Raw genomic sequence first — 23672 nt, forward strand, 5'->3', positions numbered from 1 at the left:
AATAAAAACAACTATATATGGATGCTATGAATGGGAAGAGTAAAATGACACGGTTATCTAAAGAAAGGAAACAATTTGCTGAAATGTTTCCGTTAGCCACCATTTGAAGGTAGCCCAAGAGCAGCTTTTGTGAACTAACAGTAGCAATTGCCGGTTTGAAGCCGTTATCTAATTGAGAGCGTGATGTGTTGTATTGCATCTGCGAATAAAGGTGGTACCGCGAACAAACTCCTTCGTCCTTTAGTGATGATAGGAGTTTTTTTATATTCTTTTTTAAGGAGGAAACGATATGACAAATGAGACAACGATGTCAACCAAGTATGATCCGCAGTCAATCGAAAAAGGCCGCTATGAATGGTGGTTAAAAGGTAAATATTTTGAGGCGCATCCAGAAAGCGAAAAGGAACCATATACCATTGTGATTCCACCGCCTAACGTAACAGGGAAGCTACATTTAGGTCACGCCTGGGATACAACTCTTCAAGACATTATTATTCGCATGAAGCGTATGCAAGGATATGACGCTCTATGGCTACCAGGAATGGACCATGCAGGTATCGCTACACAAGCAAAGGTAGAAGAAAAATTACGTGCTGACAATATTTCGAGATATGACCTAGGTCGTGAAAAATTTGTGGAAGAAACTTGGAAATGGAAAGATGAATATGCAGGACATATTCGCAAGCAATGGTCAAAACTAGGTTTAGGCTTAGACTATTCTCGTGAACGCTTCACTTTAGATGAGGGTCTTTCCAATGCAGTAAAGGAAGTATTTGTTAAGCTTTATAACAAAGGCTTGATTTACCGCGGGGAATACATTATCAACTGGGATCCTGCTACAAAAACAGCACTTTCTGATATCGAAGTAATTCATAAAGATATACAGGGTGCATTCTATCATATGCATTACCCACTTGCAGATGGTACTGGTTCGATCGATGTTGCAACAACTCGACCAGAAACAATGCTAGGGGATACAGCGGTTGCAGTACATCCTGAAGATGAGCGCTACAAACACTTAATCGGAAAAACGGTGAAATTACCAATCGTTGGCCGTGAAATTCCAATCGTAGCAGATGATTACGTAGATATGGAGTTTGGTAGTGGTGCAGTTAAAATTACACCAGCTCATGACCCGAACGACTTTGAAATAGGTAACCGTCATAACCTAGAGCGTATTTTAGTTATGCATGAAGATGGTTCAATGAACAAGAATGCAGCTAAATATGAAGGAATGGATCGCTTTGAATGCCGTAAACAAATCGTAAAAGATCTTCAAGATGCAGGTGTTTTATTTAAAATTGAAGAGCATGCACACTCTGTAGGCCACTCTGAGCGAAGCGGAGCAGTAGTTGAGCCTTACCTTTCTACTCAGTGGTTTGTAAAAATGCAGCCACTTGCAGAAGAGGCGATTAAGCTTCAAGAATCAGAGGGTAAAGTAAACTTTGTACCGGAACGTTTTGAAAAAACGTATTTACGTTGGATGGAAAATATACATGACTGGTGTATTTCCCGTCAGCTTTGGTGGGGACACAGAATTCCAGCGTGGTACCATAAAGAAACTGGCGAAGTGTATGTTGGGCATGAGGCTCCAGCAGACGAAGAAAATTGGAAGCAGGATGAAGATGTACTAGATACATGGTTCTCCTCTGCTTTATGGCCTTTCTCTACGCTAGGCTGGCCGGATGTAGAAAACGAAGAAATGAAGAAGTATTACCCAACCAATGCCCTTGTTACAGGTTATGATATTATATTCTTCTGGGTGTCACGTATGATATTCCAAGGAGTAGAATTTACAGGAACTCGCCCATTCGATGATGTATTAATTCATGGTCTTGTTCGTGCAGAGGATGGGCGTAAGATGTCTAAATCCCTTGGAAACGGTATCGACCCAATGGATGTTATCGATAAATACGGAGCAGATTCACTACGCTATTTCTTAAGCACTGGTTCTTCTCCAGGACAAGATTTACGTTTCTCAGTAGAAAAAGTAGAGGCCGTTTGGAACTTTGCCAATAAAATCTGGAATGCTTCACGCTTTGCGTTGATGAATATGGATGGATTGAAATACGAGGAAATTAATTTAGATGGGAAAAAATCCGTTGCAGATGCTTGGATCCTAACTCGTTTAAATGAAACAATCGAGCAAGTTACAAGACTTTCAGAGAGATATGAGTTCGGCGAAGTTGGTCGTGCCCTATACAACTTCATCTGGGATGATTTCTGTGACTGGTATATCGAAATGTCTAAGCTTCCACTAAACGGAGATGACGAAGAAGCGAAGCATATGACTCGCTCGGTTCTAGCATACGTATTAGACAACACGATGCGTTTGTTACACCCATTCATGCCTTTCATAACAGAAGAAATTTGGCAAAACCTACCGCATGAAGGCGAATCGATTACAGTAGCGGCATGGCCGACAGTGAACGAAGAGCTTTCTGATCAAAGCCAAGCAGCAAGCATGAAGCTACTTGCAGAGATCATTCGCTCTGTTCGTAACATCCGTTCAGAGGTACAAACACCGATGAGCAAAAAAGTACCGTTATACATTTCTGCAAAAGATGCAGATACGCTAGCAGTACTAGAAGCAAACGCAAAATACTTAGAGCGTTTCTGTAACCCAGAACCTCTAGTAATCGGTCAAGACCTAGATGATCCAGGCCAATCGATGTCAGCAGTAGTAACAGGTGCTCTTTTATACCTTCCATTACAAGGCTTAATCGATATTGAGGCTGAAAAAGCACGTCTAGAAAAAGAATTAGAAAAATGGGCAAAAGAAGTGAAGCTAGTTCAAGGGAAACTATCCAATGAACGCTTCGTATCAAAAGCTCCTGAGGCAGTAGTAGCTGAAGAGCGTGCAAAAGAACAGGACTACCTAGAAAAACACGCAACCGTTCTAAAACGTATCGAGGAATTAAATAGCTTGTAAAACAGCAAGTGCAAGTGTAGCCAAAACCGTTGAGGTATCTGGCTACACTTTTTCTTATTTTGAGTGGGAGGGGTAGGACGTTGCGGAGATTAGGTAGAACCTTGCAGAGACGGGAGAGAACCTTGCGGAGATTAGGTAGAACCCTGCAGAGATGGAAGAGAACCTTGCGGAAACAAGGTAGAACCTTGCAAGTGTCATTCTGAGGAGGATATAGAGAAAAAGTGTTGCAGAGATGACGAAAAGTGTTGCGCGAACAGTTAGAAGTGTTGCAGAGATAAGCTAAAGTGTTGCGCGAACAGCACGAAGTGTTGCGGGAAATAAAAGTGTTGTGGTAAATGGAGAAAGTGTTGCAGAAAAGAGACAAAGTGTTGCACAAATAACTGGAAGTGTTGCAAAAATGAATGGCCACCCACATGAACAAATAAAAGTACATCAAGCTTTACGCTCGATGTACTTTTTTAATTGCTCATCTATATAATTCATAATTGGTATAGCAATATCCGACTGGGTTGTTTGATAATAGGATCTTGCTCCAACTGGATCCTCTAATTCATTGAAAAGCCATCTGCCGTCGGGTAGAAGTAAGAAATCAATTCCTACGTAATCGCTTTTAATGGCTTTTGCTATTTTAATTACATCTGCCTCTTGAGTTGTAGAGAGCTCATATTTTTCTACAGTTCCACCTAGCGTGAAATTGGATTTAAAGCTATTTGGAGCACCGATTCTTTTTACTGCTCCAATTACCTCGCTACCTAGCATAAATACTCTTACATCGGTAGCATTCGTTTCTACATAAGCTTGAGCAATAATGGTCTGGGATGAAAAGTCATTTAGAAATACATCAGCATCTTGTGCCTCAGTAAACTTTTCTACCTGCATTCCCCCATGTCCGCCAGTGGTCTTAAGTACAACCGGATAATCTCGTATGTCTTGAACGTCGTTAATTTTATAGGTTGGAACTGTAGCGATTCCAAGCATTTGGACTAGCTGGATTGCTTTCCATTTATCATTAGCAATGACATTGACCTCTGATCGGTTGAACATGGGAACACCCCGTTGCTCTAGCTTTTTTGAAAGCTCAGGATTCCTTGCTCGGAAGAAAATGAAATCACAATCAGGAAATTCGGTTTGATTATCATCTATAACAGTAAGAGAATGGCCATGCGTTTTTGCTGCTTGGATTAGCCGATCTATAAAGCTTTGATTTCGCTCAATCTCTTTATATTCATATATCAATAGGCCGTTCATATAACAACAGCACCAATTTTAGATAAAATGTAGTCGATCATCGCATCTCCTACGTTAATGCCTGTGACGTTATAAATGTTACGTATATGGGCTACTCCGTTAACTTCACATACTAAGGGCTCTTCATTTTCCCCAAACAGAAGATCTACTCCTGCGAATTCAGCATTCAGTGCAGTAGCAGCTTGAATAGCTACTTCCTTTTGTCTTTCTGTTAAAATAATTTCAGTTGCAGTTCCACCATTAGTAATATTAGCGCGGAAATCTGTAGCTGATTGGCGATGCATGCAAGCAACGACTTGGCCACCTACCACATTCACCCGTATGTCTCTTCCTCTGCTAGATGCAATAAATTGCTGGAAGACATACTCTACACCCTTAAGTTCTTCTACTTTATCAAAGAACTGCTCTCTTGTTTCAATTAGGTATACACGCTGACCAAAGGAGCCATGCGCTTCTTTAATGATCATTGGCAGTTGAAGTATTTGTAGCACTTGTTCGTAATAACCTGTATGCAAAATAGTGAATTCAGGATAAACTTTTGGTGCTATGATTGTTATAGGCATTGGTACATCAGCTGTTGCTAGCTCGAGATATTGATGTGCTTTGTTATCACAAATCTCAATTACACTAGGATCATTGAACACTGGTATGCCCGCATTCTTCAGATATTTCGCAAGCAAAATATCTTTATCAAGAAAGACGACAAAATCAGGCCTCGCTGATAAGCTTTCATGAACGTTCATCAGAAGTTCATAATTCTTTACTAAAATAGCTTGTAAGCCTTTTTTCTCTGCGGCTTCTTTAAGGAGGAGAGCCTGATCGAGAAACTTATCATGTGTAAGACTACCATTGTAAATGATCCAACAAGTTTGCATAATTAAATGACCTCCAAGGGTACGTGTTATAATGTGTTCACAAGAAGTTTAGCAGAAAAGTAACCAAGACGGAATAGGGTGAATGACTTGGAAATAAAAAAATTTAACAATTATAAGATAAAGTGGAATATTAATAGTGAAACTATGATTAAACCTGGCTTGGATAGGATAAAAAAGGCTTTGGATTTGCTTGGAAATCCTCAAGATAAACAAAAAATAATTCATGTTGCAGGAACAAATGGAAAAGGTTCAACGATTGCTTTTATGAGAGCGATCGCGTCTGAACATAAACTCAAGTACGGAAGTTTCACATCTCCCTGTTTAATTGACGTACATGATCAAATTCAACTGAATGGTAATAATGTGACAGAGGCTCAAATGGATCACGCGTTTGAACAACTAGTGAATGTGGGTATTAGTGGAATGCTTACTGACTTCGAACTGTTAACAGTTGTTGCGTTTATAGTCTTTGCAGAACAAGAATTGGATGTAGTATTCATAGAAGCCGGTATGGGTGGAAGATTTGATAGCACAAACGTGATTAAACAATCAGTAGGGGTAATACCGAGTATTTCTATAGATCATACTAATTTCCTTGGGGAAACAATCGAAGAAATTAGTTGGCACAAAGCAGGAATTATTAAGGAACATGGCAAATTGATATTAGGTGATACTTTACAGTCTTCTAAAGAAGTTATATGGAAAGAAGTAAATAGTCAAAATGCAGAGCTGATAGAGATAAATAAAGATTTTCAAATCCGTAAAAACAGCTATAATTATAAAAACTATGCATTTGACGAACTAACCCCTCAGATGCTAGGGAAGCATCAGCTTTCTAATATGGCCCTTGCCATTACTGCAATGATAGAAACTGGTTTTATATTAAATGAAGAGAACGTTAGAAAAGCTGTTATAAAAGCTTCACTTCCTGGTCGCATGGAAAAGTGGAATGACCATGTTTACATGGATGGTGCACACAATCAAGCTAGTATAGATGCACTCGTTGATACCATTAAGCAGTATTTCCCTAATGAACATATTCACTTTATTATTGGTATTTTAAAAGATAAAGATTATAAATATATATTAAGTAGACTAGAAGAAGTTGCGACTAGCTTTGAATTCGTTGACTTCAAACATGAACGTGCTTTAGCCGCTACTACATTATTTAACCACTGTTCCCATAGTGATAAACGTGTAACTAAAGATATACATTTGATAGACCTACATAAACCTAAAAAAGAAAGCATGACTATTGTATCAGGGTCATTGTATCTAATTACCGAATTAAAAGGAATAAACAGTTAAAATGTAATTTTAATTATTCAGTTTATATATGTTATAATCTTTATAATACAAATATATGTAAAATTAATAGATATGTTGAAGGGAGGTCTAAAGGTCTATGGAATTCACTCAGAGAGCAAAAAATATAATGATAGCCGTATGGTTTATCTTTGTTCCACTAGGTACTCTGTTAGTGTATATAAATTCCCCAACAAAACCTACCGAATGGGAAAACTACGGCTACTATTTGCTTTTAGCCTTGTTATCTAGTGTATTTCCTTTTGTGATAGCCGGATCCACCATTGTTCTAGTCCTTTGGGTCAATGTAGCAATTTTCATGCAGTTCGGTATACTAGCAGAATTAATTTCGATGCAATTATGCATGTTTCCTATTATCTACCACATGAAAATAACACGTGAAACGTTATTTAAATACTTCTTCAACTCATCTATGTTTTTCTTTCTTTCCGTAATATGCGGAAGTCTTATTATTGGACTTGGATTTGAAGTGGGTAGTGTGAATATAATGGACGTTATTATTTTTGGTTCCTTATATGCCATCTCTTATATTTTCATAAACCATATTATATTATATGGGCGAGAAGTAATTTGCGGCTTTAAACCACTTTTTCTTACAAAAGATTTCTATTGGGAAACTGCATGTCTTTTAATGACATTGCCTTTTGGGCTAAGCTTATATTTATTTGAAGCTGCAATAGGTCCCATTGCTTTATTGTTAATGGGGATCCCGTTAATGACAATAACTGTGATCGTTCGTTTATATAGTGATTCAGAAAAAGTCAATAATGATTTGAATAAGGCTAGTGAATTTGGACATGAGTTAGCGGAACGTTTAACATCTAATGAAATACTAGATATTTTTGTGGAAAGAGTTTCTAACATGTTCCCTATTGATAGTGCTTTTATTGTTGATAATTTAAATGGCAAATTTATTATTTTACGCGCAATGGTAGATGGAAGTATGAAAGAGCTAGAATTCCCTCATGAAGAAATTCAAAATAGCTTTGCAGGTACTTGTTACGATAAAGGGGAGCCAACCCTATTTAATAAACAGGTAGAATGGGTATCACAAAAGCCTCCATTTTTATCAACAGAAATGCAAAGTGTCATGTGTGTACCAATTTACCGCAACCAAAAAATTGAGGGAGTATTGGTTCTAGCAACGAAGAGTAAGTTCGCCTTTGAGCCATATCAGTTAAATATAGTTCATTTATTATGCTCCTATTTTGCTGTTTCCCTTGAAAAAGCAAGATTGGTTCGTGAAGCTGTTGCACAAAGTGAAATTTGTGAGCTTACAAAACTCTTTAACTATAGATATTTAGACAAACAAATAGCGCGCGATATGGCAAAAATGGAGGTAGGGGCTTATCAATCTCTTTCATTAATCATGCTGGACATAGATAAATTTAAAGCGGTAAATGATACGTATGGACATCATAGTGGAAATATTATTCTAAAAGAATTTGCTCAGCTTATAAAAAGTGAAATCGGTAGAGAAGGCACTGTAGGGAGATATGGTGGAGAAGAGTTCGTCGTCATCCTTCCTAATTACACCAAGCTACAAGCCATGAATCTCGCCGAGCAGCTGCGATTAAAGATCGAGCAAACGCCATTTATGGTCGAACTAGACCTAGCTGACGTAACGAGAGAAGAAATCATCTTTATTACAGCTAGTATTGGCGTTTCAACTGCTCCCGAGGACAGTGACGAGGGTAATTCTCTAATACGTAATGCTGATCGTGCACTGTATATTGGGGCAAAGCAGGCGGGTAGAAATAGGGTTGCGGAGTATGTGAAGTCTTAATAACAAGTATAAAGGCGAGGATGCTGTTAACTAGCATTCTCGCCTTTATCTTATAATTATATTTGCTAACATAGGAGTTGCTATACTTCTCTATCCTTTACTATTGGTGGTTCAATTTTATAAATAACATGCTGTTTTCTTTTTAAATTATTATATATATCTATTATGTCTTTGTCATAGATGATTTGTAAGCGTGATTTGTTAAAAAAATCAATACCTGTTAAAATTACGTTTTTACCCGAAACACCACCCTTAATTTCCATATTTGAAAATATTCCGGTAATTTTTATATCATTTTCTGCATAGAAAAATGCATTTATCCTATTCTGTATTACGGAATTAAAGTTAATTTTGATATTTTCTTTTGTAAGAATAATTAAACTCCCTTTTTCCCCCTTCGGATTTAACTTAGATAGTTGTATATTGACATCTTGTAATGAATAAATCATGGAATTACTATCTATGTTACCATTAATATTTACCTTGCCATTAACATATATTGGACCTTCTATAGTTACGTCCCCAGAAATAGATAAATTGCCTCCTACATATAAGCCATCTTTAATAGTTAAATTAGCATCGAATATATGAAGATCAGCTGGTGTTGTAAATTTTTTAATTGTATTAACTCCAGTTATTCTAAAAGGTACATTAGGATTTTCTTTGTTCTCACATCTTAACCAAAACAACCAATAACATTCTTTGCTAACCGGTTTTATATTTCCTAGGTCTTCGGTAAGATCATTAATTTTGACATAGGTCAAATTGTTTCTGTCATATTCTCTTGTCGAGTAAATATCGTTACTGTTGTTAAAATTTTCTACGTAATCCTTAATGCCTAGATTACTATATTCCGGAATGAATTTAGTAATTTTATATAAAGAATCATTTGAAAATAAGGGGGGTCTCTGATTTGTATTTTCGCTCCCTATATTTATTATAGATTTTTGTTTCCCGCTGCTAGGATAAATTTTTGGCAGATCCCCTAATAGATAACTGGTTGTAAGGACGTTATCTACCTTAATATCCCCTTGTATAGACAAACCTCCATTTAGTGTTAAATCTCCCCCATTTTTATTTTTATCTTGATTGGAACCTACAGCATAATTAAGCGAAGGAGGGGCTATTTCTGCACCCATCTCTATTTTTGATGATAGTACCTTTTCTACTCCACCAGAGTATCCAGTACTTTCAAACTTAATAAGCTTTCTCGTTTTATTTTCTATCGTTTCATCATAGATTTCATAGGTTGGTGATATTTTTTTTATGCAAACACTATATTTATCTTTTTCAGTAATCATGTTATTGGAGCAAGTGTAATGATCTAGTGTAGAATTAAGGATTTTTATAAAGTTTTCCCTTGGTAACCCAGAATAATTCGTATTCTTAAGTACTGTTTCTAATTCTAAATTAATTTGTTGTGTAATTCTGTCTATTCCTTTCTCCGCATAAGCAGCTGCTCGAATATTATTTTCTCTTACTTCATTTTTGGAAATTCCGTTCATTGTTAATGTCATTATACTAAGACCTATTACACTGAATAAGACTAAGAGAATAACAGAAATAATTAAAGTATTTCCAGCCTGGTTCTTTAACCGTCTCATTATTCTTCCTCCTTATCATTAATAGTTCGAACATGATTTAAAAAAGAGATTTCTTTTTTGTTTTTTTGATTTATAAGAGCTAAATGTATTTCATATAAACCTGGCTCATTTTGATGGATGTACGAGTTATTAGAAATAACTATATCTTTATTTTCGATTTTAATAAGCTTGTCACTAATATAAAGCTGTCCATTATCGAATCCGCTCTTTGTTTTCACGTTATTTGTCTTTTTTATTAAAAAGTAATATATGTTTTTATTTTTATCAGGAGCCTGAGTAATATCTGTTTCTTTTGTTGTATAGATATCTTTAACTAGTTCAGCCATTAAAAAGTCTGCTTCATCCCTTAAATTATTAACAACTTGTATATGTTCATAATGTTCAAACCCCTTAAATATCAATGAAAATGCCAATATAGCTATTGTTACACTTAAAATGAGGGACGCAATTAGTTCCAAGAGGGTTAGCCCATTTTGATTTTTTATGTATTTATTCATAAACAATATACCCCTCTACGGCGCTAGATGATTTACTTGAATCCAGTCTAACTTTAATAACAACATTTAGAAGCTTCATTTTTTTTTCATCGTTATTTTGAGATGTTTTTATTGATACCTTATAGTTTTTGTTATTCAATTTGATAACTTTCTCTAGTTTTTCTTTTATCTCAAAAGTAGAGTTCTCCAAATCAACTAAAAATAAATTGGAGGGATCTATTTTTAGCCTTTCTAATTCTGCATCCGCTAAGTAAATCATTACTAGTTTTTCATTGTTAGAAGCAGCATTTTCATTTGAGTTAATTATTAACTGAAAAAATGAAAGTAGGACTATAGAGATAATAGCTAATGAAGTAAGAACTTCCACTAGAGTTAATCCTTTCTGATTTACCAAAAAAACACCCTCTTCGACCTATTAATGTTTAAATTAATCTACTATATTTCCAATATTATCATAAAACATGTGGATAAATAGATATAAAAATATATTTTTTAGAAGAAATTTGTAAAAATAGCTACTAAAGTCATGTGTAATTTTGCTTAAATTACGTTATTATCTTTAATATACTCTTGTTTTTTAAGAAAAATATCCATTTTAAAGGTTAAAAAAGGTAAAAATAAGTGAATTAAGAAGTGGGTGAATCATATGAGGAAGATTATTTTGATATCTATCGTATTTGTCTTATTTTCAATAGTTGTCCTTAACGGTGCGGCAAATGCTGAGAAGAATACAGGTGGTGGTAGCTCCACTATTGGTGGCGTAACAATAGAAACTAAAGACCGTGAAGAGGTCATTGCTCTTTTAAATGAAGAAATAGCAAAGTGGAAAGAACGACCAATAATCTTAAAAACTCTAGTCAAGGAAATTATACTTGATCCAAATAGCTTTAGTTTTGATGTGGAATATAGTTCTCAATCCTACATCGAGGCTACTTCCAATGCTTGGTTTAAATTTTGGAAGAAAGATGCTGAGGTGAATCTTCCTTTAACAGTTGAAATAGATGAATCTTTAATAGAAATGCTAGCTCAATATCCATCACTAAATATAGAGAAAACGATTGAAAATATAAAAAGCAGTGTAGAGAATCTAGTATCAACGCCAATTGAAGCTGTAGAGCTCGATAATACTATTTTAGAATCCGAGAGAATGGCCTTTAGTCTTGAAAGTGTAACTCAAAATCTAGTGGGACAGGCAGATATTATTGAAGCATTGAATGATGTGGTCATACCCGAAGGTCAGACTTTTTCGTTATTAACTAAGCTACAGGAGTCAAATGTTCCATATAACGATGCCACAATGGACTTCATTGCTTCGCTCTTATATGCAACTGTCCTTCAAACAAATTTTGAAATCGTCGAGAGACACTCGCAAGGAATAATTCCTTCGTACTTAGAGCCTGGTATTGAGGCTGATGTAGAAAGTGATTTTAGTAAAGACTTTAAATTTATAAATTCTATTCAACTACCGGTTGTCTTGAAGGTTGGTATAAAAGGAAACGAAATATTAGTTGAATTTTATACAGCTCAATCTGAAATAAAAGGCAATTATGAAGTTTTAGAAAAGGAAATTGTTAATCCTCGTACAATCTACCGTTACTCTAACAGTTTAAAAGAGGGAGAAGAGGAGTTAGTTCAGGAGGGGGAGCCAGGTTTAAGAGTTACTGTATATCGTACAGTAGCAGATAAGATAGGCCCTTATGAACAAGAAGAAGTGATTAGCAAGGATTATTATCCACCAAAGCATCGAATCGTACTAACGTCTATAGAAAATTCAGTAAGTGCTGGATCCAATACTTTGACTGACATAGATTTAAATGGAGATGGGTTGCCAGATATAGAAGAAACAGATAAAGGTCCATCTAACACTCCAGATTCACCTAATTCAGAGCAAACTGGTGAATTATCAGAAGGTAGCTATTACGATAAGGCTGGAAATATTATTACACCGAAATAAAGAAATACGAGGTGAGAAAAAATGAAAAGCAAGACTCGTAAATTATTAGGAGACCTACTAGTTGAATCACATGTTATAACTTCAACTCAACTTGATCATGCGTTAAAAAACAAAAAACGAGAAGAGAAGCTTGGAGATTATTTAATTAGTGAGAACTTAATTACAGAGCAACAATTAATAGAAGTTCTAGAATTTCAATTAGGTATTCCACATGTGAATTTAAACCAGTTTTCTATAAATCCTGAACTCATCCAATTGGTTCCTAAGGAATTAGCAAAGCGAACTAATGTAATGCCTTTAAGAAAAACGAAAAATAAATTATTGATTGCTATGGCAGATCCAATGGATTATTTCGCAATTGAAGAAATACGTATGGCTACTGGATGTCAGATAGAAACTGCTATAGCTGCAAAAGATGACTTATATCGCACGATTACTAAGTACTATGATTTTCAGGAATCTATGGAACAAGCTTTGATAGATCTGTCTCCAAAGGAAATGGAAAATGATACGCAAATAACGGACGAAGATTCACCGATAGTTCGACTTGTAAATCAAATTATAGCTAATGGAGTTGCTCAAAGAGCAAGTGATATACATTTTGATCCTCAAGAGACAGAGCTGCTAGTGCGGTATCGTGTGGATGGGATGCTTAAAACAGAGCGTTCACTTCCAAAATATATGCAAAATGTTGTACTGGCCCGAATTAAAATTATGGGTAATTTGAACATTACCGAAAATCGAATTCCACAAGATGGTCGAATAAAAATTTCAGTTAATATGAGGTCAATTGATATACGTCTTTCCACACTTCCTGCAATTTACGGGGAGAAAGTAGTAATGAGGATACTAGATATGTCAAATGCCTTAAATGATGTTACTAAACTTAGCTTTAGCGATAAAAATTTAGCTACATTTAACAAGATGATTGAACATCCAAACGGAATCGTTTTAATAACGGGCCCCACAGGATCAGGGAAATCATCTACTCTTTATGCAGCGCTAAACAAGCTGAACGATGAGCATATTAACATTATTACGGTTGAGGATCCAGTGGAATATCAGCTAAACGGCATAAATCAAATCCAAGTACGCGAAGAAGTTGATTTAACATTTGCGGTAGGACTAAGGTCTATTTTAAGACAAGATCCAGACGTAGTGATGGTTGGAGAAATTCGTGACCTTGAAACCGCTCAAATTGCGGTTCGTGCTTCTTTAACAGGACATTTAGTATTGAGCACACTTCATACTAACAGCGCAGTAGAGTCGGTATCACGATTAAAGGACATGGGTATCGAACCCTTCTTGCTCTCCTCTTCACTAGTGGGCATAGTTGCTCAAAGGCTAGTTCGAAAAGTATGTAGAGATTGTGGAGAAAGTATAGTTCCAAGTTCAAGAGAAAAAGAGATTTTCCTAGAAAGAGGAATAGCATTAGAAAAGATTAGACGTGGCAAAGGTTGTCCAGCCTGCAATCAAACCGGCTACCGCGGACGACTTGCCATACATGAAGTACTACAAGTAGATGAATACGTGAAAGATATTATTTTGACTGAAAAAAGTCCGTCCATTTTAAAAAATCATATGAAAGAAATGGGTTATTTGAGTCTTTTAGAGGATGGATTAATGAAGGTTAAGGACGGACTAACAACTACTGAGGAAGTATTGAGAGTAGCGACAGTCGACTGAGGTGAATAAGATGGACTTTACTATTTTTAACTTATTGGAAAAAGCATATACAGATAAAGCATCTGATCTTCATTTAACAGTTGGCCTAGCCCCAGTTTTTAGAGTCCATGGGAAGCTAGATAATTTTGGTGATTATCAATTAGAGAATAACGATACTAAAAAAATGCTAGAGGACCTATTAGATACGGATGGATTACATGAGTTTACTCAAAAAGGAGAGATAGACTTTAGTTTTGCGTTAGAGGACCTTTGTCGATTTCGAATTAATGCGTATCTCCAACAAAATAATGTTGCCATTGCCATCCGAATTATTGAATCTACCATACCTTCTGTTGAAGATTTAAGAATGCCAAATGTCCTTTACACACTTGCGGACAAGCCACAAGGTCTTATTCTTGTCACAGGACCTACTGGATCAGGAAAATCTACAACACTAGCAGCGATGATTGATTATATAAACTCTGCTAAATCAAAACATATTATTACGCTCGAAGATCCCATTGAATATGTTCATAAACATAAGAAATCTATCGTCAATCAAAGAGAAGTTGGTTCAGATACACAAAGCTTTTCCAATGGACTACGAGCAGCACTGCGTCAAGATCCGGATGTGATTCTAGTAGGAGAAATGCGTGATTTAGAAACGATCTCTACGGCAATCACGGCAGCTGAAACAGGTCATTTAGTAATGGCTACACTGCATACGAGTAGCGCACCAACTACAATTGATCGTATTATTGACGTTTTTCCGCCGCATCAGCAAGGGCAGATTCGTATCCAGCTAGCAAATGTTTTACAGGGAATCGTGTCACAACGTCTTTTCTCAAAGGTTAATGGATCAGGAAGGGTTGTAGCTACAGAAATACTAATACAAACCCCATCGGTAGCAAACCTTATCCGTAACGAGAAGATTCATCAAATAAAAAATGTGATGCAAACTAGTCGAGCATTAGGAATGCATACGCTTGAAGCATCTATTCAGCAGCTCCTAATGTCAAAACAAATCACATTGGAAGAAGCCAAACCGTTTATGAATGCAGGTGAATTTTAATGACTGTATACAAATACGTTGGGAGAACTACGACAGGAACTATAAAAAAAGGAATCGTGGATGCACCCAGTAAGCAGGACGCCATTGGTAAATTACGATCTCAAGGCATTAACGCTAGAGAAATCGATGAATCAAAAAGTATTCTTCATAAAGAATTATCCCTTGGTGGCAAGGTTAAAAATGAGGATTTTGTCATTTATAGCAGACAATTTGCAACACTTATTCGTGCAGGTGTATCGATCCTAGAATCTACGAAAATATTAGCCGAGCAAACGTCCAGTAAGCCTTTAAAAAATGGATTGCTAGCAGTTGAAGAAGATGTTCGCTCGGGTATTTCCTTCTCAGATGCAGCTTCAAAAAATTCAAAAGTTTTTCCTGCATTATTTGTCAACATGATTAAGGCTGGAGAGGCAACGGGTAACTTAGATTCAGCTTTAGATCGATTAGCGTTTTCCTACGAAAAACAATTCAATTTGAAGAAAAAGGTTCAATCAACCTTAGCATATCCTATTATTCTTTTATGTTTAACGCTAATTGTGTCGGTCTTTTTAATGCTAACGATTGTCCCTCAATTTGTGTCCATGTTTGATGAAATGGGAGCAGAGTTACCATTGATCACAAAAGCAGTAATGGGTTTAAGTGAATCGCTCCAATCATCGTGGTATATATTTTTACTAATTATTATATTAGTAGTTTTAATCTTTCATTACTTCTTTAAAAACAATGAGAGGTTTAACTATTCCGTCCATTTGTTCCTTTTAAGAGTTCCGGTATTTGGAAAGCTGTTACAAAAATCCGCTATAGCGAGAATGACAAGGACTCTATCATCATTATTCAGTAGTGCTGTACCAATTCTTCAGGCGTTAACGATTGTTGAAAAAGTAATTGGTAATCCAGTAGTTGGTAAAGTTGTGAGAGAATCACGATCTAGCCTTGAAAAAGGAGGAACATTATCGGGTCCATTTTCGAAAAGTTGGATTTTCCCTCCACTTGTTTCACAAATGACGGCTATAGGTGAGCAGACCGGTTCATTAGATTATATGTTAGAAAAAATTGCTGACTTTTATGAAGATGATGTAGACAGAACAGTTGATAGCTTAAAATCTCTTATTGAGCCATTAATGATCCTTCTCTTAGCAGGTATAGTAGGTACCATCGTTATGGCAATCATGATTCCGATGTTCAGTATGTACGAACAAATATAATAAGGTATTCATTAAAAGGAGGTGAAAAAGTCATGGATATAAATCAACATGTATCAAATGAAATGACAAACAAAGGGGATAGTTCAATGAAAAAGATAAAGCACTTATTAAAAAATCAAAAAGGTTTAACGCTTGTCGAGTTACTAGCAGTTATTGTAATCCTAGCAATCGTATCAGCAATAGCAGTTCCAGCAATCGGTGGAATTATAGAAAATAGTAGATATAGCGCAGTGAAAGCAGATGCAACGAATGTGTTGAATGCAGCGAAGATGTATTTTATTGATAATCCGGAGGAAAAGGTTGCTGACGGAGGAACTAAAACAGGTACTCTAACAGTAGATGTAGAAACATTAAAAAAAGAAAATTACTTAGAATCGGCAGGGAAAATTCCTAAAGAAGCTAAAGTTACAAAGGGAAGTCCAAATTTTATTAACACTGATGCAATTCCCTACTCAAGTGGAAAAACTGTTAAATTTACTAATGCTACTTTAGATGCGATCAATAATGATATAAATAAAGGTAGTGATGATAAAGATAAAAACAAAGTTATTTCTGGGACAACTGGCACAACGCCTTAAACAGGAAGTAACTAACGGTAACAAAACTACAGCAGTACCAACGCTGCTGTAGCTTTTAGTAAAACTTTTGAGCAAACGATTGTCGTTCGTTGAAAAGTTTTACTAATTCTTATACATAGGGGAGACAAAATATGTTTGAGAGATTCAAAAAGAAATCCAATCGATTTGTCGTTATGGATATCAATGAGTATTTAATAAAAGCTGTTGTAATGAACACGAAACAGATTGAAAATGCAGTTATTTATCAAGCTCCTTTAAAGGAAGGGATCTTTGATGGTGATGTGCTAGTGGATGAAATGGCTTTCTATGAACTTATGAAGGAGCTTTTAGATAAATGGGGTTTGAAGCGTTTAGATGTTCGTTTTTTTGTGCCTGAGAGTACGGTCATGATGAAAACGTTTGAACATCCAGATGATGTGGCTACGGAGAATTTAAAGGGATTTGTAGAAATGGAGCTTGGAAGATCCATTCATCTGCCATATCCTCAGCCATTACTCGATGTTTATGACTTTAAACAAGGCGATGGAGAGGCAACTTTATTTGCTGCTCCTTCTGAGGAAATTATCAAAATGGCTGGTCTACTAGATGATTTATCTTTACATCCTTCTGTTGCAGAAATAAGAGCCTTAGCTTCTATACGATTTTTTGAGGAAATAAAAAGTATAGAAAGCGCAAGAAGCTACTTGATTATGGAATGGTCTATTACAGGGGTTTCTATCAGTATTTATTCTGGTGGTAAAGTAGAATTCCTACGTTATCAAGCAATCGAAACAGAACGTTCAAATTGGATGATTGATACTAAGGGTGAGGAATTTATATATGAATATAATGGAGATGCTGACGAATATCGGGGGCAACTGATCGATCAGATTGCAGAGGTTGACCGTATTTTAAACTTCTACCGTTTCTCTTTGTATAAGGGAGAAAAAGCCGTCGATGAAATTGTTATATTTGGGGACAATCCTGAAATGGAATATATTTATACAGAAATGGCAGCTAATTTGGTTACCCCCGTTCAGTATTTTGACGACATAAAGGTAAAAAAGATGCACCCCAATTTCAAATCTAGAGATATTCCACTGATTGGACTTATTTATAGGGAGGTATGAACATGGTTCCAAAAATAAACCTTTTACCTCAAATGGAGAGAAGAAAGTCTAATTCCATACTAATTTTAGTAATTGGTATTATTTTATTCGTCACAGTTCTTTTGTGGTTTTTTATTCAATACATGACATTAAAAGGTGATATAGAGCTTTTAGAAAATGAAGAAATTTACTCCATAGAAGAAAAGTCTGACCTAGCAGATTATATGTCTAATGTCGATCTTTCATCGGAAGGAGATTTTCCTTCTTCTGTGGCTTTTGCAGAAAATATATCTTATCCTGTAAGTCCTTTACTTATAGAAGTGGACTCTTTAATAGAGGAGCATACATATTTACGACAGTATGGGTTTTTAGAAAAGGGAATGACGTTAGTTGTTGATATAGAAACATTAAGCTCTTTATCTTATTTAGTTACCAATCTATTAAATAGTGAGTATTTTACAGATGCGAAAATTGAAAGCATCGGTAACTTCAACCCAAGTAATTCAACTGAAAACAATGAAGTGCATTTTAATATAATTCCTAGGTATTCAGCTACATTAACTTTAGAAATAGATACAGGTTATTTAAGAAATGGGGGTGGAACTCCTTGAATGAATTAGTTAGCAATAAAAGAAATGCTTATTTAATAATAGGTGCCCTTGTCTTCTTGTTGTTATTTGCCATTTATTATTTTATTATTTCACCCTTAAAAGAAGAAAAATATTCGAAAGAAATCTCTGTCGAAGTACTTCAGGGGGAAGTGGCTTCATTAAAAGAACAATATAATTCGTTTCAAGCTTCAGACGTAAAGGTTGATAATTTATTTGCATTAGAGTCTAAAGTTCCTTATGAACGGGAATTAGATGAGCTATTGCTCTCATTGGAACAGGTAGAATTGATTAGTGATTCTAAAATTGAAACTATTGAATTTAATAACTATGATGGAATAATAGATGAGGCGCAATTAGCTCAATACCCAGTGGAAGATAGTTTAGTAGACACTGAGACTGGGGAAGAAGTGGTTGAAGATGCTACTGAGAGTTCAAACTCTACAGAACCGATTGAGGAAACGTTAGAGGAACTTCCTGTCTCTTCTGTTGCAGAGGTAGCCTTACCAGCTAACTTGAAGCTGATTACCTTCAATGTCTCAGTTCAAACTAAAAACTATGAGCATTTAGTTCTTTTAATAGAAGAAATTGAAAATTTAGAGCGAGTCTTGAGAGTAGATCAAATTACTATGAATGCTCCTGGGGAACAAGAGCTACTAGATGAAGAATTACCTACTGCAACCTCAGCTACCATTCAATTGACTACATTTTTTCATAATGAATGAGCCATCTAACTTTTAAAATAACTGGATAGGGAGTCTATCTATGTCGATATCTCAATTGTGTATTTATATAGCCGTGTATATTCTACCGGCTTTATATTTCTTTGGCTTAGCTTGTGTGGTGCTAATACAGCAGTCGAGGAGATTGGAAAATAGATTGATCACAGCTATTTTAGTCGCCTACAGTTTCCTTTATTTTGGGGAGTTTTTTCGACATTTGTTACCAATTGAGTATAGTTCAACTGTTTCTGGCATTGGGCTAGGGTTAATTGGTTTGTTGGTGTCTGACCTTACTCTTCATCTGTATATTTACGTCTCTAATTTATATATGTATATTCCACGATTAGTATATCCAGGCGTTTTTTATGTACCATTTTTAATCTTGCTTTTGGCTCAAGTTATACATTGGAGGACCATTCCATTTATTTTACACGAGCCAAGGGGATTATGGTATGCGCCGATTTATAATGAGGCATATTATATCGTTTTAACGATATCAGCTATGTTGAATATTATAATGCTTTATATTTTAATAATAGGTTTGCGAAAGACTGTAAATATACAGAAGCGAAAACTATTAACATTTTTAATAGTTTGTACGGTAGTTGTATTTACTTTGAAGGCTTCGATGGGTTACCTGAATTTTGGGGAACATATTCCTCCCTATACATTCCTGATTGAGGGAATTGTTTTCTCCATTTTTATATCTTTTTCCTTCCTGCATAACGATTTACTACCAAATATCTCTCGTCGGTATCGAACCTTATTCGATATCAGTCCCATACCTATTATGATATTGGATGATAAACTGGATATTTTAGAAATAAACAAGCAAGGGAAGTTTCTCTTGAATATCAGTGATCCAACGGATATGAATGTGATGAAATATGCACGGACCGAGCATAATAAAAAGCTTCTTCGAAAACTTATTGAACAAATTCAATTAAATGGCACGTTACGGGACTATTCTTTAGCGTTGGATAATCTTTTCCTGGATGGCCGAATTCACATCTCCATAGATGCCAAGTATGTGGTTACTAGCAAGGACAGAATCTACTACGTTATGCTAAGAGATGTAACGAGCGAGGTTGAAAAGGAAAAAATGATTATGCATCTAGCGTATCATGATGTCCTAACTGATTTACATAATCGAGCTTTTTTTGTCACTCATATTAACAAAAAGTTGGTTGAACTCTCGAAGAAGACAGTTGGAGAGGCATACTTTATTTTACTAGATTTAAATCATTTTAAGATTATTAACGATAGCTTTGGTCATTCTGTTGGGGATCAGGTGCTGCAATATACCGCTGAGCTTTTAAAGGACGCAACGAACAAAAGAGATTTAGTTGCTCGCTTTGGCGGAGATGAGTTTGTTTTATTTTTAGAAGGCTTTCGCACGCGTGAAGACTTTGATGAATGGCTATCTCAGTTAAGAAAAGCATTTAAGGAAACAAGCTTTGTTTATAACGATATCCATATCGAGGTCACTCCAAGTATTGGGATAGCCTATAGTCCGGAGCAGGGAAGCTCTTTTGAGGATCTTTTTCATGTAGCGGATCTGAACATGTATGCAGATAAAGAAAGCTTAAAAAGTAGGAAATAAGGTGCTTAAATGGAAATAGTAATAGCAGTTTTTATATTTATATATGGTTTAGTTCTTGGTTCATTTTATAATGTGGTAGGACTAAGGGTACCAAAAGGGGAGTCTATAGTGCGTCCCCCTTCTCATTGCACGATATGCAATCGAAATTTAACGGCAAAAGACTTAGTACCTGTCTTTTCCTATGTTTTTTTGAAGGGGAAGTGTCGTGGTTGTGGAACTAAGATCCATTGGATATACCCAGTGATCGAGCTTTCTACTGGTGTATTGTTCACATTTGCATACCTACAACTAGGTTTGACGTGGGAGTTCATTGTTTTGCTCCTTTTTATTTCTTTATTAGTCATCATCACAGTTTCTGATATTGCTTACATGCTGATCCCGGATAAAATATTACTATTCTTTTTAATCCCATTGGTCATTGGTCGTATTATCTCTCCTTTAGATCCTTGGTGGGATAGTATGGTAGGAGCAATCGTTGGATTTGGAATACTGCTCTTAGTCGCTATGGTGTCGAAAGGTGGCATGGGTGGCGGTGATATCAAGCTGTTTTTTGTTATAGGTGTTGTATTAGGGACGGTATCAACCTTAGTGACATTATTTTTAGCCTCTGTAATAGGAACGGTTGTGGGCATTATCACGTTAAAAATTTCGAGGCAAGGAAGGAAAACACCTATCCCATTTGGACCTTCTATAGCTATTGCAGCCGTCATATCTTATTTTTATGGACAAGCAATTGTCGACTTGTATATTAATTTGTTTTTTTAACTCGATAAGTTTTTAGGACGAGCCGACAAAGGTCTTGTCCTTTTTTAATTGGGGAATGGTAAAGTGATGAAAAAAGAGGTGAATTTATGCCATTTCGAAAAAAAAATCCTAAGAAAATGATTTTAATGGCTGGACTACAAGGGCTTGTTATAGGAGTTGTCGGGGTTTTATTGTTTGGATTGTTATTAAATATAGCTAACGATCGGAAGGTAGAAGGGGAAGCAAGTGGAGATAAGAATACGGAAAAGCCGGCTACCGAAAATGGAAAGGAAACGGGAGGAGAAAAGGTAGAGACATCTGCGGAGCCGTCCCTAACTTTCAAGGCCAAGCAATATGGAATGTTCTCTACAAAAGAAAGCGCCATTTCTTTTATGGCAGTTGAACCCTCACTAGAGCGTGCCGGTATTGTTCAGGCAGAAGGGCAGTTTTATATTTGGAGTGATTTATATGTAAAAGAAACTGCTGCTGTTAGTACAGAAGCATTGCCATCCTTTATAAAAAATTTTTACGTGTCTACAAGCAGTTGTGAGAATCCAAAAGTTAAAAACATGATGACATTATTGACTGAGGAAAATTTGTCTAAAAATTTTTTTGACTCCATTGCCAGTAAAGAAAAATATCCCGATGATCTAGCCACAATTGTTCAAGCTATCACAACGTTTTCGGACAGTCCATCAGTCATTCGACTACATGTTTTTACCCACTATTTAGAACAGAACGATTGTGTAAAATTAAATTTTTAAATAAGAAAACAGCCTAAAATCAAATAGTCACGTTTTTAACACAATTTTCATTTTCTCCATTCTTTTGTATGCTTAGGAAAAGGGGGAATTTCAATGAAAATAACAACAAATAACAGAATAATTCTAGCAAGCGAGTCACCAAGAAGAAAGGAGCTTTTTGGTAGATTAGGGATCCCATTTGAAATACAAGCCTCTGGTGTATCCGAGGATGTCGAACAGGAGCTATCTCCAGAGGAATTTACACTTGCGATAGCGACCAAAAAATCAGATGAAGTAGTACAAGGAAATGAAGATGCCATCGTTATAGCGGCGGATACTACTGTATATTTAGGCGAAAAACTATTAACTAAGCCTGTTGATTCTAATCAGGCAAAAGAGTTTCTTCAAGCACTCTCTGGTCAAGAGCACCGAGTAATCACAGGAGTATCCATCCAAGGAGCAGGTATTTCTATTGGCTTTACCGAAACTACTGCCGTGCAATTTTACGAACTGACAGAAGAACAGATAGATGCTTATGTTGCGAGCGGAGATTCACTCGATAAGGCGGGTGCTTACGGCATACAAACAATGGGTGGAATGTTCGTTGAGAAAATTAATGGCGATTACAACAATGTAGTCGGATTACCGCTAGGCCGTTTGTTCCAGACGCTTTTAACATTGAAAGTCATCCAATTAGAAAAGGAGACTTCGGAATGAATGTTAAAATTCCTCCCGCTCTCATGATCCGAGATGTACATATAGCGGACAGACCAAGAGAGAGACTGATTAGACAAGGCGCCTCAAGCTTATCAAACCAAGAACTACTTGCAATCTTGCTTCGTACTGGAACGAAGCAAGAGTCTGTTCTTCATCTTGCCAATCGAGTATTGGGTTTTTTTGAACAGATTCAAGAGTTAAAAAATGCTACGCTGGAAGAAATGATGACGGTTAAAGGAATTGGCCAAGCAAAGGCTGTCCAGATTCTAGCAGCGGTCGAGCTAGGAAAAAGATTATCCCAGCAAAAAACGAATGAGAAGTTTACGATAAGGTCCCCAAATGATGCAGCCACTTATTTAATGCCAGATATGACCTCCCTCACGCAAGAACACTTCGTAACTTTATTCCTAAATGTAAAAAATCAAATACTACACAAGCAAACGATATTTATCGGGTCTTTAAACGCTTCCATTGTTCACCCTAGGGAAATATTTAGAGAAGCGGTAAAACGTTCCGCTGCATCCATTATTTGTGCTCACAACCATCCTTCAGGAAACCCTTCTCCTTCAAGTGAAGACATTGATGTAACGAAGAGACTAATGGAGGCGGGAAAGCTTATGGGTATTGAGCTTCTTGACCATGTAATCATAGGAGACCATCAATTTATAAGTTTAAAAGAAAAGGGGTATATGTGACACTGTGCAT

General features: G+C 36.2%; 21 protein-coding genes and 1 other annotated feature. Of the genes, 16 read left to right on the forward strand and 5 right to left on the reverse strand.

The annotated features are described in order from the left end of the window. Nucleotides 1-17: 17 nt before the first annotated feature. Nucleotides 18-244, forward strand: a binding site (T-box leader). Nucleotides 245-289: 45 nt separating this feature from the next. Further along, the gene (locus HF876_RS09740; protein WP_169359875.1) at nucleotides 290-2932 is read left to right on the forward strand and encodes a valine--tRNA ligase; all 2643 of its coding nucleotides are present in this window, start codon (nucleotides 290-292) and stop codon (nucleotides 2930-2932) included. A 432-nt stretch (nucleotides 2933-3364) separates the two neighbouring features. Here the strand turns inward: HF876_RS09740 and HF876_RS09745 are convergent, their stop codons facing one another. Together HF876_RS09745 and HF876_RS09750 are read right to left on the reverse strand one after the other, a co-directional pair. Beyond that, a complete protein-coding gene (locus HF876_RS09745) occupies nucleotides 3365-4180 on the reverse strand; it encodes an ATP-grasp domain-containing protein (protein WP_169359876.1) in 816 nt (271 codons plus the stop codon). Then, nucleotides 4177-5055: an ATP-grasp domain-containing protein gene (locus tag HF876_RS09750; RefSeq protein ID WP_169359877.1), complete on the reverse strand. Its 879-nt coding sequence runs from the start codon at nucleotides 5053-5055 to the stop codon at nucleotides 4177-4179. The genes HF876_RS09745 and HF876_RS09750 overlap by 4 nt, the downstream gene beginning before the upstream one ends. A 144-nt stretch (nucleotides 5056-5199) precedes the next feature. On the opposite strand from HF876_RS09750, the gene HF876_RS09755 reads away from it, so the two are divergent. Further along, complete coding sequence (locus HF876_RS09755) at nucleotides 5200-6363, forward strand: bifunctional folylpolyglutamate synthase/dihydrofolate synthase (protein WP_277347103.1); 1164 nt, start codon at nucleotides 5200-5202, stop codon at nucleotides 6361-6363. 97 nt (nucleotides 6364-6460) lie between these two features. Continuing rightward, nucleotides 6461-8167 carry a sensor domain-containing diguanylate cyclase gene (locus HF876_RS09760; RefSeq protein ID WP_169359879.1) on the forward strand — a complete coding sequence of 569 codons (1707 nt, stop codon included), beginning with the start codon at nucleotides 6461-6463 and terminating at the stop codon, nucleotides 8165-8167. Nucleotides 8168-8247: 80 nt separating this feature from the next. Here HF876_RS09760 and HF876_RS09765 read toward each other — a convergent pair whose 3' ends face one another. The 3 genes from HF876_RS09765 to HF876_RS09775 are packed head-to-tail and all read right to left on the reverse strand — an operon-like array spanning nucleotide 8248 to nucleotide 10662. Further along, a complete protein-coding gene (locus HF876_RS09765; protein ID WP_169359880.1) occupies nucleotides 8248-9771 on the reverse strand; it encodes a pilus assembly PilX N-terminal domain-containing protein in 1524 nt (507 codons plus the stop codon). Then, the gene (locus HF876_RS09770) at nucleotides 9771-10268 is read right to left on the reverse strand and encodes a PulJ/GspJ family protein (RefSeq protein WP_169359881.1); all 498 of its coding nucleotides are present in this window, start codon (nucleotides 10266-10268) and stop codon (nucleotides 9771-9773) included. The genes HF876_RS09765 and HF876_RS09770 overlap by 1 nt, the downstream gene beginning before the upstream one ends. Beyond that, on the reverse strand, nucleotides 10261-10662 hold the full coding sequence (locus HF876_RS09775; RefSeq protein WP_169359882.1) for a type IV pilus modification PilV family protein: 402 nt from the start codon (nucleotides 10660-10662) through the stop codon (nucleotides 10261-10263). The genes HF876_RS09770 and HF876_RS09775 overlap by 8 nt, the downstream gene beginning before the upstream one ends. Before the next feature lie 252 nt (nucleotides 10663-10914). Between HF876_RS09775 and HF876_RS09780 the strand changes: the two genes are divergently transcribed. The 13 genes from HF876_RS09780 (at nucleotide 10915) to radC (ending at nucleotide 23662) form a co-directional block, all read left to right on the forward strand. Then, on the forward strand, nucleotides 10915-12222 hold the full coding sequence (locus HF876_RS09780) for a VanW family protein (RefSeq protein WP_169359883.1): 1308 nt from the start codon (nucleotides 10915-10917) through the stop codon (nucleotides 12220-12222). 21 nt (nucleotides 12223-12243) lie between these two features. Continuing rightward, a complete protein-coding gene (locus tag HF876_RS09785) occupies nucleotides 12244-13908 on the forward strand; it encodes a GspE/PulE family protein (protein ID WP_169359884.1) in 1665 nt (554 codons plus the stop codon). Between the two features lie 10 nt (nucleotides 13909-13918). Then, nucleotides 13919-14959 (forward strand): type IV pilus twitching motility protein PilT, encoded by a 1041-nt coding sequence (locus HF876_RS09790; RefSeq protein WP_169359885.1) that lies wholly within the window; start codon nucleotides 13919-13921, stop codon nucleotides 14957-14959. After that, nucleotides 14959-16164 (forward strand): type II secretion system F family protein, encoded by a 1206-nt coding sequence (locus HF876_RS09795; RefSeq protein ID WP_169359886.1) that lies wholly within the window; start codon nucleotides 14959-14961, stop codon nucleotides 16162-16164. The genes HF876_RS09790 and HF876_RS09795 overlap by 1 nt, the downstream gene beginning before the upstream one ends. Before the next feature lie 32 nt (nucleotides 16165-16196). Beyond that, nucleotides 16197-16742 carry a type II secretion system protein gene (locus HF876_RS09800; RefSeq protein WP_346764063.1) on the forward strand — a complete coding sequence of 182 codons (546 nt, stop codon included), beginning with the start codon at nucleotides 16197-16199 and terminating at the stop codon, nucleotides 16740-16742. Nucleotides 16743-16873: 131 nt separating this feature from the next. After that, the gene (pilM, locus tag HF876_RS09805) at nucleotides 16874-17851 is read left to right on the forward strand and encodes a type IV pilus biogenesis protein PilM (RefSeq protein WP_169359887.1); all 978 of its coding nucleotides are present in this window, start codon (nucleotides 16874-16876) and stop codon (nucleotides 17849-17851) included. Nucleotides 17852-17853: 2 nt separating this feature from the next. After that, nucleotides 17854-18441: a hypothetical protein gene (locus tag HF876_RS09810; RefSeq protein ID WP_169359888.1), complete on the forward strand. Its 588-nt coding sequence runs from the start codon at nucleotides 17854-17856 to the stop codon at nucleotides 18439-18441. Further along, complete coding sequence (locus HF876_RS09815) at nucleotides 18438-19163, forward strand: hypothetical protein (protein ID WP_169359889.1); 726 nt, start codon at nucleotides 18438-18440, stop codon at nucleotides 19161-19163. The genes HF876_RS09810 and HF876_RS09815 overlap by 4 nt, the downstream gene beginning before the upstream one ends. A 40-nt stretch (nucleotides 19164-19203) precedes the next feature. Beyond that, the gene (locus HF876_RS09820; RefSeq protein WP_169359890.1) at nucleotides 19204-20763 is read left to right on the forward strand and encodes a sensor domain-containing diguanylate cyclase; all 1560 of its coding nucleotides are present in this window, start codon (nucleotides 19204-19206) and stop codon (nucleotides 20761-20763) included. Nucleotides 20764-20772: 9 nt separating this feature from the next. Further along, the gene (locus HF876_RS09825; RefSeq protein WP_169359891.1) at nucleotides 20773-21528 is read left to right on the forward strand and encodes a prepilin peptidase; all 756 of its coding nucleotides are present in this window, start codon (nucleotides 20773-20775) and stop codon (nucleotides 21526-21528) included. A gap of 86 nt (nucleotides 21529-21614) precedes the next feature. Beyond that, nucleotides 21615-22271: a hypothetical protein gene (locus HF876_RS09830; protein WP_169359892.1), complete on the forward strand. Its 657-nt coding sequence runs from the start codon at nucleotides 21615-21617 to the stop codon at nucleotides 22269-22271. Between the two features lie 93 nt (nucleotides 22272-22364). Next, on the forward strand, nucleotides 22365-22967 hold the full coding sequence (locus HF876_RS09835) for a Maf family protein (protein WP_169359893.1): 603 nt from the start codon (nucleotides 22365-22367) through the stop codon (nucleotides 22965-22967). Next, nucleotides 22964-23662, forward strand: coding sequence for a RadC family protein (radC, locus tag HF876_RS09840; RefSeq protein ID WP_169359894.1), 699 nt, complete (start codon nucleotides 22964-22966; stop codon nucleotides 23660-23662). Before HF876_RS09835 ends, radC begins: the two co-directional genes overlap by 4 nt. The last annotated feature ends 10 nt before the right edge of the window (nucleotides 23663-23672 follow it).

It is taken from the genome of Psychrobacillus sp. BL-248-WT-3, from assembly GCF_012843435.1.
Lineage (GTDB): Bacteria > Bacillota > Bacilli > Bacillales_A > Planococcaceae > Psychrobacillus.

What these genes read in the sequence shown, in the direction of transcription:
- HF876_RS09740 (WP_169359875.1), top strand. Translation starts at nt 290, where the DNA reads ATGACAAATGAGACAACGATGTCAACCAAGTATGATCCGCAGTCAATC.
- HF876_RS09745 (WP_169359876.1), bottom strand. Translation starts at nt 4,180, where the DNA reads ATGAACGGCCTATTGATATATGAATATAAAGAGATTGAGCGAAATCAA.
- HF876_RS09750 (WP_169359877.1), bottom strand. Translation starts at nt 5,055, where the DNA reads ATGCAAACTTGTTGGATCATTTACAATGGTAGTCTTACACATGATAAG.
- HF876_RS09755 (WP_277347103.1), top strand. Translation starts at nt 5,200, where the DNA reads ATGATTAAACCTGGCTTGGATAGGATAAAAAAGGCTTTGGATTTGCTT.
- HF876_RS09760 (WP_169359879.1), top strand. Translation starts at nt 6,461, where the DNA reads ATGGAATTCACTCAGAGAGCAAAAAATATAATGATAGCCGTATGGTTT.
- HF876_RS09765 (WP_169359880.1), bottom strand. Translation starts at nt 9,771, where the DNA reads ATGAGACGGTTAAAGAACCAGGCTGGAAATACTTTAATTATTTCTGTT.
- HF876_RS09770 (WP_169359881.1), bottom strand. Translation starts at nt 10,268, where the DNA reads ATGAATAAATACATAAAAAATCAAAATGGGCTAACCCTCTTGGAACTA.
- HF876_RS09780 (WP_169359883.1), top strand. Translation starts at nt 10,915, where the DNA reads ATGAGGAAGATTATTTTGATATCTATCGTATTTGTCTTATTTTCAATA.
- HF876_RS09785 (WP_169359884.1), top strand. Translation starts at nt 12,244, where the DNA reads ATGAAAAGCAAGACTCGTAAATTATTAGGAGACCTACTAGTTGAATCA.
- HF876_RS09790 (WP_169359885.1), top strand. Translation starts at nt 13,919, where the DNA reads ATGGACTTTACTATTTTTAACTTATTGGAAAAAGCATATACAGATAAA.
- HF876_RS09795 (WP_169359886.1), top strand. Translation starts at nt 14,959, where the DNA reads ATGACTGTATACAAATACGTTGGGAGAACTACGACAGGAACTATAAAA.
- HF876_RS09800 (WP_346764063.1), top strand. Translation starts at nt 16,197, where the DNA reads ATGGATATAAATCAACATGTATCAAATGAAATGACAAACAAAGGGGAT.
- pilM (WP_169359887.1), top strand. Translation starts at nt 16,874, where the DNA reads ATGTTTGAGAGATTCAAAAAGAAATCCAATCGATTTGTCGTTATGGAT.
- HF876_RS09810 (WP_169359888.1), top strand. Translation starts at nt 17,854, where the DNA reads ATGGTTCCAAAAATAAACCTTTTACCTCAAATGGAGAGAAGAAAGTCT.
- HF876_RS09820 (WP_169359890.1), top strand. Translation starts at nt 19,204, where the DNA reads ATGTCGATATCTCAATTGTGTATTTATATAGCCGTGTATATTCTACCG.
- HF876_RS09825 (WP_169359891.1), top strand. Translation starts at nt 20,773, where the DNA reads ATGGAAATAGTAATAGCAGTTTTTATATTTATATATGGTTTAGTTCTT.
- HF876_RS09830 (WP_169359892.1), top strand. Translation starts at nt 21,615, where the DNA reads ATGCCATTTCGAAAAAAAAATCCTAAGAAAATGATTTTAATGGCTGGA.
- HF876_RS09835 (WP_169359893.1), top strand. Translation starts at nt 22,365, where the DNA reads ATGAAAATAACAACAAATAACAGAATAATTCTAGCAAGCGAGTCACCA.
- radC (WP_169359894.1), top strand. Translation starts at nt 22,964, where the DNA reads ATGAATGTTAAAATTCCTCCCGCTCTCATGATCCGAGATGTACATATA.